This is a genomic window from Devosia sp. MC1541, assembly GCF_012847305.1.
Lineage (GTDB): Bacteria > Pseudomonadota > Alphaproteobacteria > Rhizobiales > Devosiaceae > Devosia.
Window position 1 is genome coordinate 73,504 of sequence record NZ_JABBDZ010000001.1, and the last position, 14,875, is coordinate 88,378.

A 14,875-nucleotide genomic window follows, 5' to 3' on the forward strand; every position below is an offset into this window, starting at 1 on the left:
TCCAGTGCGCACCAAGCTAAAAAACCTCGAAATCTACGCTTGGACGCAATGAGTTACCTTTGTAAGGGGCGCGGTCTGAGCGTGCTCTCTTCTCGCGCCCACGGTCGGTCTTTGCCTCGTTCGCGGGCAGTTTAACTGGGACCAAGTTTGCGCTTCCCGTCTGTGGTATGACACCCCGTCCTAGCGTTCAGATTGAGAAGGAAGCGCAAGCAGGGCTTTGGCGATATCTGTCGCACTGTAAGGCTTGAGAAGAATACTGACATTATCGATTGTGCGGGCTGCGGCCACATCGCCTGACGCGATCAAAACGGGCAGGTTTGGCCGCTGTTCGCGGTAGGCTGTGACGAGGTCAGTGCCATGCATATCGGGCAGGCCCAAATCGGTCATGAGCAAATCGATATCCCTGCCAATCAGGCCGAGAGCCTGTCTTCCGGTTGCGGCGCTCAGCACCACATGGCCCAGACTTTCAAGCATATCAGCAGTGTTCAGCTGGATAAGAGGATCATCTTCCACCAGCAAGATATTGAGCGAGACGCTAGTGACAGAAGTGGGTCGATCCGCCTGCTCGGAATTGAGTGCCTGTGCGGCTGCGTTACGTTGTTGCTGATTGACCAGAACATGGCGAATTTTCCGCGCGAGGTTTTCGCGGGAATACGGCTTTGGGAGAAGTTCAACGCCAGCGTCTAATCTGCCACCGTGTACGATGGCATTCTCGGTGTAACCCGAGGTGAAGAGGACAGCGAGGTGCGGTAGTCGTTCGACCGCCTTACGAGCAAGCTCTGGGCTGCGCAGTGGCCCTGGCATGACCACGTCGGTGAACAAAAGATCGATCGGAACGCCGCTCTCAATAACTGTTAGAGCGCTGGCTGCGTCTCTGGCGCGAAGCGTACGATATCCAAGGTCGGTCAGCAGGACGACCGTCGTTTCTCTGACCTCATCATCATCTTCCACGACGAGGACTGTTTCAGTCCCTCCTTGCACGGGTGCATCCCGCAGGTCGAGCAAGATATCCTCAGTGGCTTGAGTGCGCGGCAGGTAGATTTTAACGGTCGTTCCGTGGCCGAGCTCACTGTAAATTTTGACGTGACCATTGGATTGCTTAACAAGGCCATAGACCATGGAAAGTCCAAGGCCTGTGCCTTTGCCTTCGGGTTTTGTCGAGAAGAAGGGCTCGAAAACTTTCTCCAGCATATCTTCCGGTATGCCGGTTCCGGTATCTGTAACTGCAATCAACACGTATTGCCCGGGCTCAGCGTCGTTTGCGCGGGCATAGGTTTCATCGAGGGCCGCATTGCTCGCCTCAACGGTGAGGCGTCCTCGGCCGTTCATCGCATCGCGAGCGTTAATCGCTAGGTTGAGGACGGCATTTTCGATTTGGTTCGGGTCGATCATGGTATTCCAAAGACCGCCCGAAACGACTGTTTCAAGCTCGATTTCTTCACCCAGCGTCCGCCGTAGCATGTCGTCCATTCCCTTGAGGAACCGACCAACGTTGACCACTCGCGGCTCAAGCGGCTGTCTGCGGCCAAAGGCGAGAAGCTGACTGGCGAGTTTTGAACCGCGGGTGACCCCCGCAAGCGCGTTTTGGACGCGACTTTCGGCGCGACTGTTTCCAGCAACATCTTTGTTCAGGAGCTGTAAATTGCCGCTGATCACCTGCAGGAGGTTGTTGAAATCATGAGCAACGCCGCCGGTCAGTTGGCCCAAGGCCTCCATTTTCTGGGAGCGGCGGAGCTGCTCTTCAAGTATTTTGCGGGAAGTAACGTCGCGACCTGCACCATAGAATTGATCGCCCTCGGGAACGCAGGACCACGAATACCAGAGGTATTTTCCATCGCTGCTGCGCAAACGCCAATCGAGATCCTTGATCGTACGTCCTTCTGAAAGAGCTTTCGTTTGGTCTCGTACACTCATCAAGTCGTCAGGATGGAAAATGTCATAGAACGACATCCGGGTGAGCTCGTCCTGAGTGTAGCCAAGGGCTGCCGACCAAGCGGGATTGACGTTCCGAATGGCGTAATCAAAGCCGCAGACAATGAATAGATCCTCGCTCACCCGCCACGTCATGTCGCGCTCGTGCGTTCGAGCCGTGACGAGATCAGCCAAATTATCGTTGATTTGCCGGAGGCTTTCCTCGGCACGCTTTTGGTCTGTGACGTCGTGGCCTTCGGCAAAGATGCCGGTCACCGCGCCTTTCTCGTCAAAAATTGGCTGATAGACCAGGTTAACAAACCTCTCCTCAGGCAGAGATCTGCTATCACGATAAATGGTGACGGCCATCTCTCGGCCAACGAAAGGCGTAGCCGTGTTGTAGACTTCGTCCAACAACTCGAAATAGCCTTGGCCTTCGACGTCGGGCAGTGCTTCCCGGATGGTCATGCCAACCAAGTCTCGTTGTCCCACCAATTCGCTATAGGCGTGGTTGGCAAACTCGAACGTATGTTCCGGTCCGCTCAAAATGCACATAAAACTCGGTGCGTTCTGAAACAGCGCGCGAAGTCGGTCTCGCTCGCCAGTACGCTTGTCAATTTCCGTCGCGAGGCGAAGATTGGCGCGCTCCAAAACTTCGGCTGCGTCTTGACGCATACGGAGCGCATCGGACAGCGCGCGGCTTCTGCGTCGCTCAGATTCATAGGCGTCAGCGCCGGCGAGGCCCGCTGCCACTTGGCCCGCAATAAGATTGAGGAAACCTGCATAGTCTTCGTCGAAAGGGCGAAGCGGATTCAGCGCGACCAGGATCACCCCAAGGTTGGCCTCCGCACCTTGGCCAACCAGTGGCACCGCAATAACTTCGCGCGCAGCTCGGTCCCATGCGCCAGTGGGCAGGGTGGCGCTTAGCGACTGCACATCCTGCGGCGTCCTGACGTCGAGGGAGACAATCTCACAGAGCGCTGCGGGGAATTCGTCTTCCGCGATCCCAGTCGTAAATGCGAGTTCCGGCGTACCGTCATTAAAGAGATAGGCGAGCGTGAAGGGGAGGTCGTGCGCGTTGGTGCCTATGACTTCATGGGCAGCACTCAGCACAGAACGCGCATCGGTCGCTCCCGCGAGGCGCAGGGAGAGATTGCGGAGCGTTTCCATCCTGCGTTCGGAAATGACCTGGAGTGTATCCTCCGTCACGGCACACAGAAGGCCTTCGGTTTTGCCGCTCTCTCCCAGAATTGGGCTGTAAGAGAAGGTATGATAGGTCTCTTCTGGCTCGCCCGAGCGCTCTAAAATGAGGAGCAGCGCCCGGTCCCAGGTTGCTTGGCCGGTGTCGTAAACTTGACGTATGCGGGGCTCCACGTCGTCCCAAATCTCCGCCCATAATTTTGCCGTGGGTTGCGCTAGGGAATTGGGATGCTTGATACCCAGTGTCGGCCGATAGGCGTCGTTATAAAAAAACGAGACGTCCGGTCCCCAACCGAGCCACATCTCAAAGCGCGACGTTAGCAGGATACCCAATGCCACTCTGAGCGAAATTGGCCATGATGCAGGCGCGCCTAAAGCGGACTGGCTCCAGTCTGTCGCCCGCATGAGCTTGGCCATCTCGCTGTTACCCGGGAAAACACTTTCTAGCGCGTTTGCTGGCGTCGGCACTCAGATACTCCCGGCATATGTCGTCTTCTTATTTGTTCAGTGCGTTAGTCCACCAAGTCTCTATGAATCGTCGGGCGGCACCGAATGCCGCCCTGCAACTAAACAAACACTTAGCTGAACCACCGTTCCGATGCTTCCTCATGAGGCAACGCCACAGCACGCGCTGGGGTGTTCTCCATCGGTGTCAGTTTAATACTCTGATTTCCTCAGAAGCGTTCCTAAAAAAGCTTCATTGACTTGTGTTAATATTCAAGCGGAAGATGTTTGAACGATATCGCCAATATTGACGTGAAATGGCCCGCGATCAGGCTGCATTGGGACAAAGCGCAGTTGCCAGTAGGGCCCAGGGAATGTCTTGCAAGGTGGCCGGACTTAGGCGGACACAAGGTCGTCCCGATTATCTCGTCAGGATAAACCTTGATCGAAGTGGAGAAACTCACGTCCAAGCAACAGCTCTTTTCGTTCCGCGTTAGCGCTCATGAACGGGAGACTGAAGTATGAATGAAAACAATGCATTTGGCGGACGACGTGTGTTGGTCGTTGAGGACGACGTCCTCCTTGTCGCCGACTTAATTGATCAGCTCCAAGCGCTGGGCGCAGACGTAGTCGGACCCGTTTTGAGCGTCGAAGACGCGCTAGCGCACACGAACGACATAGCTGCTGCGGTTCTTGATGTGAGTGTCGGCGGGGAAATGATTTTCCCCGTTGCAGAAGAGCTGGACCGCCATCGGATCCCTTATGTATTCACGACGGGATATAGAGACGCGGATCTGCCAGAGCCCCTCACAGCACCGGTTTTCACCAAGCCGATCCACGTGGCTGGCGTTATCTTTCAGTTGCAAATGGCGCTGGTACGGTAGGAGAAAGTGCGGTCTACAGGCAAACGTCGTGCGCCCGAGTATTTGGCGCTTGGGTCGCTCGCGAAAACTCTCGTTCACCGCTTCATCGACCTCGTCCCAGCCCTCGACCCCGTGGTTGGCCGAGACAGGCGCGGCATTCCTTACTTGAACGGCCGCATCCCTGGGCCCCGGTTTGACGCCCTTAGGCATAGCGGCGGCGGCGTCTTTAACTGCGTCACCTTGTTGTCTGTTACTATGGTTGGCATGCTGCACAGTGCCATCCGAAGTAATGGAGCTTTGGGCCAGAACTGCCCCTACCTTTTAAGCGCTATCCTGAGGCACAAGTGCTGATGCCGGACAGGAGGTCTCGGGTGTGTACTTATGCTTGGTAATATGCGCGGCGACGACATTTGAAGCGCACGCAACGAGTCTAGCGCTTATGAGAGCAGAGCGCCCGTCCTTTGTGCGGCTAACTCCGCCCGACCGTGCCGTTTTTTAGATGATGACACTAACCGATGTCGACGTGCCTCTGAGCGGGTGGCTCCGTCAAGTTGTTGCCGCGACGGCAAACGGTTAATCTTCCCATCGGAGCATAGCGGAAAGCCACCCAAGCATTGTGTGCACTTGGGCGGCTTTCTTGTGTCGTTAATTCACGCGACGCTGGTCTGCGTCGAATAGATGGGCATTGCTTGGATCAAACGCTAGGGTGATCGGCGCGCCAACGGCGTGACCCGATTGGCCCGGGAGCACAGCGGTGATCTCGGTGCCGCCAGAGAGTTTAACGCGCACAACGGTTTCGTTGCCGAGCTGCTCGATGAGCTGAACGATGCCCTTGAGTGGGCCGTTCGGATCGGCAACGAGCGCATGTGGGCGAATGCCTAGCGTGACGGTATCGTTGCTCTTGAGGGTGGTAGAGCCGTCCAAGGCAACCGACACTGGCGTATCGCCTAGTGCAAGCGTAGCGACACCAGCATCGATTGCGGCAATCTTGCCCTCGACCAGGTTCATATTTGGCGCGCCGATGAAGCCCGCGACGAAAAGGTTGGCTGGTTTGTTGTAAAGCTCGAGCGGCGAGCCGACCTGCTGAACCACGCCACCATCCAACACCACAATCTTGTCGGCCAAGGTCATCGCCTCAACCTGATCATGGGTCACATAGATCATGGTTGCGTTGAGGTCTTTGTGCAGACGCGCCAGCTCCATGCGCATGTCGCCGCGCAGGGCCGCGTCTAGATTGGACAAAGGCTCGTCAAAGAGGAACACATCAGGCTTGCGCACAATGGCGCGGCCGATGGCGACGCGCTGGCGCTGACCACCCGAAAGCTGTGCAGGCTTACGCTCGAGCAGATGTTCCATCTGCAGGACCTTTGCCGCTTCCCGGATTTTCGCGTCGCGGACGTCCTTGGGCGTGCCCGCCAGCTTCAAGCCGAAACCGACGTTGTCATAAACGCTCATATGCGGGTAGAGCGCGTAGGACTGGAACACCATGGCAACGCCGCGGTCGCGCGGCTCCACGTCGTTCACCACGCGATCACCAATGACAATAGTGCCATCGGTAATGTCTTCAAGTCCTGCGATCATGCGCAATAGGGTGGACTTGCCGCAGCCCGAAGGGCCGACGAAGACGACAAACTCACCATGCGAAATATCGAGGTCAACGCCCTTGATTACCGGGACATCGCCGTAATTCTTATGGACGGAACGGATGGTCAAGCCAGCCATGAGTGCTCTCCTTTAGCCCTTCACCGCGCCCTGCATCAGGGCAGCAACGAATTGACGTTGGAATATGAGGAAGATGAGGATGGTCGGCGTCAGGATCAGCAGTGCGCCTGCGCAAAGCAGCGGAACGTCCGTGCCCCACTGGCCTTGGAAGGCGCCGAGTGCACCGGCCATGGTGCGCTGCATTGGGTCCTGAACCAAGACCACAGGCAGCAAGAACTGGTTCCAGGTCCAGAGGAACAGCAGAATGGTCAGCGACATGATCGCCGGACGCGCCAACGGCACCTGCACATGCCAGAATTCTTTCCAGCGGGTCGCACCATCAAGCTGTGCGGCTTCCGTCAAATCGTTTGGCACGTTGAGGAAGTGCGCGCGCATCCAATAAACGCCAAAGGGCATATAAAGACCAATGAGCGGCAGAATGATTGCAAAGCGCGTGTTGAGCAGGCCCAAGGCCCGAATTTCGTAGTAGAGTGGGGTGATCACCGCCTCAAACGGCAGGGTGAGCCCGAAAACGAAGATCAGGTAGAGCCACTTGTAACGATTGGTCGTGAGCTTGGCCAAGCCATAGCCAGCCATGGTGGCGAGCAGCACCGAAATCGGAACCACGCCGAGCACAATCAGAACGCTCGAAAGCAGCAGCTGGTCCATTTTGGCGACTTCGAAAGCGCGCACAAAATTGCCCCACTGCGGTTCGGCCGGCCATTGCAGGCCATTGGGATAAGTTCCCTGCGGCGCAAGGGCCGCAGAGAGCATGGACAGGAACGGCAGCAGGGTCACGATCATCAGAAGGATGATCAGCCCGCGTGCCAGCAAACTATTTGGACGCGGCGTTTTCATTTCTTTTCCCGTGCAAACCACTGAACCGGTGCGATGGAGATCAGCACCAAGACCATCAAGACAATGGCGAGTGCAGAGGCCAAGCCGACCTGACGATGGGCAAAGGCGAGGCGATAAATCTCAAGCCCCGGCACCATTGTGGTGATCCCCGGACCGCCTTGGGTGGCGATATAAACGATGTCAAAGCTCGCCAGCGCAGAGATCACGGTGAGCGTGACGCAGACGGCGATTTCCTGACGCAGGCCGGGCAGGGTGATGTAGCGGAACTGGTGCCAAGGGCGTGCGCCGTCAAGGCGTGCCGCTTCGTAAAGGCTCGGGTCGATCTTGGTGATGCCGGTAACCAGAAGCATGGTGCAAAGGCCAAGCAGAACCCATGCGCCAATAATGCCGACAGCCGGCAGCGCCCAGACGAAATCGCCCAGCCAACCGCGGGCCCAGTCCGAAAGACCGATGACGCGCAGGCCTTGATTAACAACGCCGGTGTTGGCGAACATCCAGCTCCAGGCGATACCTGCCGCAACCAGTGGGATCACTTGTGGCAGGAACAAAATAGTGCGCGTTGCGGTGCCGAAAGGACCAGCCATGTGGCCGCGGATAACGGATGCAACCGCAAGGCCGAGGACCACTGGGATCACCGTGAAATAGCCCACGAGTTGGAACGCATTGCCGATGATCTGCAGCAGCTTAGGGTCGGTCAAAACCGTGATGTAGTTGGTCAAGCCGTGCAACCGGGCCTGACCAATCCCGTCCCAACGCAGGAACGAGTAGTAGAAGCTCATGACCAAGGGCACGAGCACAAAGGCGGCATAAAACGCGAATGCGGGAGCGATAAAGAACCACGCCGTTCGACGTGATTTGAGGCTCCCCCGCGAACGGGGAAGCCCAGTATCAGGCCGCGGCGCGGCAGAATTTGAGGTCATGTGTACTATTCACCTTCACTCAGGCTGGTGACGCGCTACGGCTTGAGTTGCGATTAGCGGGACAGTTGGGTTTCGTATTCGCGCTGAACTGCATCAAGCAGACCCTGCGCGTTCTGTTGACCGCCGACCATCTTTTGCAGTTCTGGAGTCCAGCCTGCGGCGAAGATCGCACCGGTCGCGTTGGCGATGAAGTCCATCGCGCCATTGTCCTGCGCTAGCGTTGCGCCAGCAGCAAGCGATGCTTCGGTGACCGAGCCTGGCTCAACGGCTGGAATGGCCAGATCAGCTGGGCCGCCTGGGTTCGAGCCACCAATGGCAACGTTGATTTTGCGTGCTTCTTCATTGGTCGCGACCCAATCGAGGAAGAAGGCGGCGCAATCTGCATTGTTGGAGTTGGCGCCGATACCGAAGGTCAGCGGAGCCGACATCGAAGCGTGGCGACCACCTTCTTCAAGTGGTGGCATGATGAAGAAGCCGAACTTGCCAGCAGCATTGCCGTCAAAATTGCCGGATTCCCAGTCACCGTTGAACATGAAGAGGCCTTCACCACCGGAGAAACGGCTCATCATCTGGAAATATTCGATGGCGTTGGCGTCAGCTGGGAAGTAGCCAGACTTGATCCAGTTCTCGAGGTGCTCAGCGGCCTTGAGGTTGTCAGCCGTATTGATGGTGGCGCCATCCTTCTGGAAGATCCAATCGTTGATTGGTTCTGGTGCGCCATAGGAGCCCATCAGGTTCTGCAGTGGGAAAGCGAGACCGCCGGTGCCCTTGTTGAACTGCATGATCGGCTGAACGCCAGCTTCCTTGGCCTTGGCCATCAGAGCGTCGAGTTCTGCAAGGCTCTTTGGCGCTTCGGTCATGCCGATCTGCGCAGCCAGTTCCTTGTTATAGAACACGCCGGTCATCGAGTAGTTCAGGCCCATTGCGAAGAGCGAGCCGGTACCGCGTGGGCGACCACCTTCTTCGACGCGCAGCTGTACCAGCTGGCCTTCAGGGAATTTGTCCCAGCCAAACTCTTCAAAATAACCATCAAGGTTCTTGAGGAGATTGTTCGCCACAAGGTCGGTCAGCGATGGCAGACGGATCAAATCCGGTGCGTTCGGCTCGGACAGAATGCCGGGCGAGTTTTCCATCATGTTCGCGAACTGGTCTTCCTTGATATCAAAGGTGACGTTCGGGAACTGCTTGCTGAACTCTTCAGCAAGGCGCGATGGAAGCGGGAAACCCGTTTCGAAATACGAGTTTAGAACCACCGGATCGGGGCCGCAGCTTGGCGCAGCGAGAGCTGTGCCAGTGGTGACAGCAACCGAAAGGCTCAGTGCTGCAATGCGTAGGGCGTGCCGGGACTGTTTTCTCACGATAACCTCCTCCAAGGTTGAGGCAGCGGATTTTTCCGCTTGCTAAAAGGATTTAGCGCATGAGCACCCAAGGGTGTCAATATTCTTGGATGCCCACAGTTGAGGGTTAGACGAGTGTGCGCAGTGTCGAGATGATCTCGGTTGCGCGGTTGTCTTCCGGCCCCATCATCCAATTGGTGATGTAACCGAAACCGATTTTGCGGGTGGGATCGGCAAAACCGACCTGACCACCTGCGCCATCGTGGCCAAAGCAGTCGTCGCCGAGATAGCGACGCGCTTCGGAATCGAGTTGGAAGCCGTAGCCCCAGCGGCAGTATGGCGGCTCACCGCCAAACACCGATTGGCCTTGGCTTTGGACTGTCGTCGCAGCAGCGATAGTCTCATCGTCGAGCAGCTTGACGCCATCGGTTGGGGCAACCACGGCCGACCACATTGTGGCCAGAGCCTGAGCCGAGGCAATGCCGCCTGCGCCAGGAATTTCCGCAGCGCGGATATTGGCGGCGTTAAAACCACCGGTTTCGCTCACCAGATCGACGGGCAGGGCACTGCCCAGCGTCATGGCCTTATAAGGCCAGTTCGGACCTTGCTTTTTGGCTTCTTCCGCCCAAAGTTCGAGAAGGGGCTGGCTCACCCGAATATGGGCCGGCTTATCGGCCAATTCATTTGGTAAGCCAATCCAAGCGTCTACGCCCAGCGGCGCCGTGATCAGCTCGCGGAAATAGGTGCCGACCGACTTGCCGGTGATGCGTCGAATGACTTCGCCGCCCAACCAGCCGTGGGTCAAAGCATGGTACTGATAGGTGCCACGCGCGACGGGCCAGAGTGGCTCTTGCGCCGCCAGCAAGCCAGCAACCCGCTGCCAATCGATAATATCAGCTTCACTGAAATCTTGCCGAGGTGCAGAAAGTCCAGCCTGATGCGAAAGGGCTTGTCCAACGGTGATGGTGTCTTTGCCTGCCTCGGCAAACTCAGCCAATAATGGGCGACGGGCAGATCGTAATCGAGCTTGCCCTCTTGAACGAGCCGTGCGGCCAAAATCGACTGCAGGCCCTTGGTGCAAGAGAAGACGATGGTTGGCGTGTCTTGCGTCCATTTCCGACCGCTACGCGCGTCAGCCACACCGCCCCAAAGGTCGACAATGGTTTCGCCCACATGGCGAATATGCAGTGCCGCGCCCATTTCTGGCTTATCGTCAAAGCCGCGTGCAAACACATCGGCAATGGCTTCAAAGCCAGGTTTTACAGTGCCTTGAATTGGGTTTGCCATGATCAAGCTTTCACCGCGAGATAGCCGTCAGCGTCGATCTGCAACGGGATTGGGTCGCTGACGCCACCGATGAATGCGCCTTCGGTCGTCACATTGTTGAACGCCAGGAGGACTGCTTCCCCCTCGCGAGTCAGTGCTACCCGACCAGCGTAGAGCTGTTCACGAACGAGAAGACGGGCTTTGGCGAAATCGACCTGACCGGGCATATCGCCAACGGGCAGGGACCACACGCCACCCTTTTGACCTTCGCGCTGGCCACAAAGCTTTGGCGTGTCGCAGCAGAAGATCAGATGGTTTTGGCCATTGATTGCAACCACTTGGAATACTTCCAAATGGGCAAAACCTGCGCCAGTGGCGCTCAGGGCTGGCTGAACGGTCCAGTTGTTGAGGTCAGGGGAGGTTACATAGGCCATGACGCCACGGTCGGGTTCGGTCCCGGTTTTAGCGCGCCCGGTGACGAGCATATGCCAGGTCGGATCGCCCTCGTTGCGGAACACCCATGGGTCGCGCCACGCCTCTTCCGGCCAGCTCGATGTGCCCAATGTTTCGTAGAGTTCTGGGTCGGCAACACAAATTGGGCCGGGCTGCTTGGTCCAGTTGAACAGATCGGGCGAGGTTGCTAAGCCGACCGTTTCGATATTGGCGTTGCTGTCTTCCGACAGGAAACGCGAGCCGGTGTAATAGAGCCGCCAGAGGCCGGAATCATCGCGAATGACGCAACCGGTCCAGGTCGCGCTGCCATCAAAGCTGCCCGGAGGACCCGCGTCAAAGGCGAGGCCGTGGTCGGTCCAACTGTTCAAATCCTCCGAGGTCGCATGGCCAATTCGCGCGTTACGATGGCGCAGGTCCGGGTTACCCAAAGACTTTGGTGCGTGCAGGTAAAAGAGGTGAAATTGCTCGCCGTCATCGGCCAGCCAAAAGTCCCAAACCCAATGATCTTGACGGTTGAAAGCCATACGTCACCTCTGCTAAATCCATTTAGCAAGTGCAATGAACTTGAATGGTTGTCAAGCTGGCATGGGGTGGTTATCCCAGATGCCCAAGTCGGCCTCGCTAAATCGGAGAAAACTGTTTGCCTAAGAAGCGCGTCACCTTGGCCGATGTAGCCCTGAGAGCCGGCTTGTCGACAACTGCAGCCTCGATGATTCTGACGGGCAAGCAGGACACTCGGCTATCGGCTGATGCTCATGCCAAAGTCCATGAGGCGGCCAATGCTTTGGGCTATCGCCCCAACGTAGCAGCCCGTGCTTTGCGCACTGATAAAACGCGCTCCATCGCTTTGATCTCTGATTATGTAGCGACGACTCGTTTTGCGAGCGGCTTGATCCGAGGTGCCATCGCTGCCGCGGAGGAAGCCAGATATGTGGTGCTTGTGCTGGAAACGGGCGGCGATCCAAACCGCGAAATGAAAGCTGTACAAGCTGCGCTCGACAGACAAGTGGACGGGGTAATTTTCGCCGCCATGCGCGCTCGTGAAGTCACGGTGCCCGATGTCAGCATCAACGTTCCCGTTGTCATGCTCAACAGCAAGAACCAACGATATCCGCTCACCATATTGCCTGACGAATACCAAGGTGGGCGAGACGCGGTGCGGCTGCTGGTAGAAGCGGGTATTACCGAAGGCATTGTACTGATTGGACACAACGCTGAAGCTGAACAGGGAAGATTCCGCTCGGAGATGATTAGTAAGCGGCTCGCAGGCATTCGCGACGCAATGTCTGAGGCAGGCGCTAGTTTCGTTAAAGAGCTCAGCGCGTGGGACTGGGAGCCAGATCAGGGATATGTGCTGACCCAATCTTTGCTCATACACACCAAACCACGGGCACTTTTGTGCCTCAATGACCGTTTAGCGTTTGGCGCTTATCAAGCGTTGGGAGAGCGGGGGTTCTCTGTCCCAAAAGACGTGGCTGTGGTTTCATTCGATAATGACGAGATCGCTTCCTACTTACGCCCAGGTCTCACCACAATTGCCCTCCCACATGAAGAAATGGGGCAGGCTGCCGTAAAACTTGTTTTGGGGCGCAACCCCGTTTCCCTTGTCAAAATACCGATGCCAATAATGAGGCGGGGTTCAGTTTAGCGGCTAAGACACAGCCATTGGTTTTGAACAGATTTGCCAGGTCACGGCGGAGCTCCCTGCCTTTTAGAAACAATCTGGGTCTTTTTTGGGTCAGCAAGCGGCGCAGCATCGCCATTCGAATATACGAGGTAAAACTCGCTCCTCGGGTTCTTGCAGACCATAAATTCCGCGAACGTAGGCGATGCCGATACTCCAAGCGTCGAAAGAACGTGAAGCTGACGGATGTGTCGGCCTGCAGAACTGACCGAAAAATAGAGGAGCCCGTGCAAGTTCTCACTCTGCCAGCCCACAGATAAATAAACCTCGATAGGTGCCACAGGGGAAACAAATGTCGGCAGGGCCAAATATGGCTATTTCTGACCACGTCTTTGCCGCTTGTTCGGTCGAGCGACGCAAACGGCAGCTTTGGGGAAGTCAAACTGCGGATCGGAAGACTGGAGTAGGGCGCTCAGCTGCCTCGTGCGCCCGTGAGCTCTTTGTGTGAGGGGGCAGTCATAGGCGTCGTTGCTAACGGTCTGGTCGTTGTTTTTTCTGATGCAATCAGCGAAAAGGCGAGGGTTCCACTAGAGCGCCGAACGCGTCTTTTTCGAGATTATCAGTTTGGATCTCATTGAACGTCGATACGCCGGGATGCGGCCTGTTTGGCGTGCGAACAGTGCGTGCCGCTTCAACCTCGACGATCGCCATGCCACCCTTACGGCCTTGCTGCCGAGAGCCGTATCGTTTTTGCGTCGCCGTGCTTGCATGGCCGAGTACCATTGCGATGGCATCTTTCGCGTCGTTCCAGAGATGCTTCAGTTGAGAAGCCGAGAAGTGCCTTGCGACATATGCGCAAATAGGCGGCAACCCAGCCTTCTTTGATGCTGCGGCCATATTGGCGTGAAGCGTGCGTGGCTCACGTATAACATGAAGGACACCGCCTTCGCGCGAAGCTAGCCCCCAGAGCTGGCCTGCAAGGGGGGACAGCCCGACGTCGTATGTCAGCTTGCGCCAGGGTTGGCCATTTGTCTCGTTAGTTTTGGCGCCATTGATGACGATGCTCAGGTGCCGATCATCGACGACACTTACGGTAACGCCCATGGCCATCTCCTCTGGGCGACATCCTGACAGAAGCGACACCAACACTGCGGGAAGCGCGGACGTGATCGTATTGTCAGCGAGACGCTGCTGCCAATCTTCGGGGAGTTTCCCGATGTTGCCGCGTTTGGATCGCCCCCTTCCGGGTAAAAGCGTCCTTGGGCGGCTTCTTATCGCGTAGCATGTCGATAGCCATGCGCACGCCGACCACCTCGGTCAGCTCGTCAGCAGATGCCTGCTTCAGCCCTGCGGTCATCTTCCGCTGCGCACTGTGGAACTTCTGAATGATCAGCTTCCACAATCCGTGGACGGCTGCGGATCGCGTCAGCACGAACTGGCCGGGCTTAGTGGACGCGACGTGGTCAACATACTCCATTATGGTCAACCCTGACTGGTCGATCGATTTCCAGATCCTTCGGTAGCGCTCCAGGGTGTTGGCTTTTTTGGGCTTAGCCAGATGATCTTTCGCCTCGCTCAGAATGCGCTTCAGGTCGTATGCCACCGTGCCTCTCCAATGCGTCTCACCCGAAGTTAAGCGGAGTGCATGAAAATCGGAAAAGGCTGGCCTGGGGGTGATTGATGGCCTCGTTAATCAAGATGCTCTTGAGCGCTTTGACTGGCCATGGCCACCCTTCGCTGGCGTTCGCCAGCAGGGCGGCAAGGTCTGGCGACCCATGGCCAGTCAAAGCGACGGATGATCCTACCGGCCCCCCTTCGCCCCATTGAATGGGGCAGGGGGGCAAGCTCTCTTCGGTCGCCAGAAGGATCATCCGTGGCATGAGATCAAAGATGATCCCATGCCTTGCCTGCTGGTCAAAACCGACGCCCCCTCGATCCATGCTGGATCAGGGGCGCAAGCTCGCTTTGCTCGTCGATTTCGACCAACAGGCCCTATTTCCAGAACCGCCGGAGCGCCTCTGGAAATAGGGAAAAGAGCATCTTACCCGACTGGATCAAGGAACTCTCTGTCTACCGGCTGCTGCCGCATCGGACACATTTTGGCTATCTTATCTCAGGGTAAACCGATCGGGCCAAAACCGATCTTATCGCTGGCAAACCGACTTGACCCCGCTTTTGCCAATCCGCACTTCCAAACCCAGGTGCTCATGTTCGGGTGCCCTAAGGGTGTTCGAACGTGAGCCAAACCGACACGATGAGGTGAACGCCTGCCAGTGAGAGATGTGCTCTTTTCGGTCC

General features: G+C 56.9%; 11 protein-coding genes and 1 pseudogene. 2 read left to right on the forward strand and 10 right to left on the reverse strand.

The window, feature by feature from the left end:
* Window positions 1-180: 180 nt before the first annotated feature.
* Window positions 181-3,528, reverse strand: a complete 3,348-nt coding sequence (locus HKD40_RS00325) for a response regulator (protein ID WP_169194163.1) — start codon at window positions 3,526-3,528, stop codon at window positions 181-183.
* A 548-nt stretch (window positions 3,529-4,076) separates the two neighbouring features.
* On the opposite strand from HKD40_RS00325, the gene HKD40_RS00330 reads away from it, so the two are divergent.
* A complete protein-coding gene (locus HKD40_RS00330; protein ID WP_169193735.1) occupies window positions 4,077-4,439 on the forward strand; it encodes a response regulator in 363 nt (120 codons plus the stop codon).
* 624 nt (window positions 4,440-5,063) lie between these two features.
* Here the strand turns inward: HKD40_RS00330 and ugpC are convergent.
* From ugpC to HKD40_RS00360, 7 genes and pseudogenes are all read right to left on the reverse strand, one after another.
* Window positions 5,064-6,140, reverse strand: a complete 1,077-nt coding sequence (gene ugpC / locus HKD40_RS00335) for a sn-glycerol-3-phosphate ABC transporter ATP-binding protein UgpC (protein WP_169193736.1) — start codon at window positions 6,138-6,140, stop codon at window positions 5,064-5,066.
* Between the two features lie 12 nt (window positions 6,141-6,152).
* The gene (locus HKD40_RS00340; RefSeq protein WP_169193737.1) at window positions 6,153-6,977 is read right to left on the reverse strand and encodes a carbohydrate ABC transporter permease; all 825 of its coding nucleotides are present in this window, start codon (window positions 6,975-6,977) and stop codon (window positions 6,153-6,155) included.
* Entirely contained in the window at window positions 6,974-7,897 is a 924-nt protein-coding gene (locus tag HKD40_RS00345) for a sugar ABC transporter permease (RefSeq protein ID WP_169193738.1), read from the reverse strand. The genes HKD40_RS00340 and HKD40_RS00345 overlap by 4 nt, the downstream gene beginning before the upstream one ends.
* A 53-nt stretch (window positions 7,898-7,950) precedes the next feature.
* Entirely contained in the window at window positions 7,951-9,255 is a 1,305-nt protein-coding gene (locus tag HKD40_RS00350; protein ID WP_210256981.1) for an ABC transporter substrate-binding protein, read from the reverse strand.
* Between the two features lie 106 nt (window positions 9,256-9,361).
* The gene (locus HKD40_RS00355) at window positions 9,362-10,315 is read right to left on the reverse strand and encodes a serine hydrolase domain-containing protein (protein WP_248305847.1); all 954 of its coding nucleotides are present in this window, start codon (window positions 10,313-10,315) and stop codon (window positions 9,362-9,364) included.
* Window positions 10,213-10,521, reverse strand: a pseudogene (locus HKD40_RS18015) (serine hydrolase domain-containing protein); the annotation flags it as partial. The gene HKD40_RS00355 and the pseudogene HKD40_RS18015, both read right to left, overlap by 103 nt.
* A 2-nt stretch (window positions 10,522-10,523) precedes the next feature.
* Complete coding sequence (locus HKD40_RS00360) at window positions 10,524-11,477, reverse strand: glycosyl hydrolase family 32 (protein ID WP_169193740.1); 954 nt, start codon at window positions 11,475-11,477, stop codon at window positions 10,524-10,526.
* Between the two features lie 116 nt (window positions 11,478-11,593).
* Here HKD40_RS00360 and HKD40_RS00365 point away from each other — a divergent pair, with 116 nt between their 5' ends.
* Window positions 11,594-12,601, forward strand: coding sequence for a LacI family DNA-binding transcriptional regulator (locus HKD40_RS00365; protein ID WP_169193741.1), 1,008 nt, complete (start codon window positions 11,594-11,596; stop codon window positions 12,599-12,601).
* Between the two features lie 540 nt (window positions 12,602-13,141).
* Here HKD40_RS00365 and HKD40_RS00370 read toward each other — a convergent pair.
* Window positions 13,142-13,681 carry a hypothetical protein gene (locus tag HKD40_RS00370; protein ID WP_169193742.1) on the reverse strand — a complete coding sequence of 180 codons (540 nt, stop codon included), beginning with the start codon at window positions 13,679-13,681 and terminating at the stop codon, window positions 13,142-13,144.
* 73 nt (window positions 13,682-13,754) lie between these two features.
* A complete protein-coding gene (locus tag HKD40_RS00375) occupies window positions 13,755-14,180 on the reverse strand; it encodes a hypothetical protein (protein ID WP_169193743.1) in 426 nt (141 codons plus the stop codon).
* Window positions 14,181-14,875 lie beyond the last annotated feature (695 nt).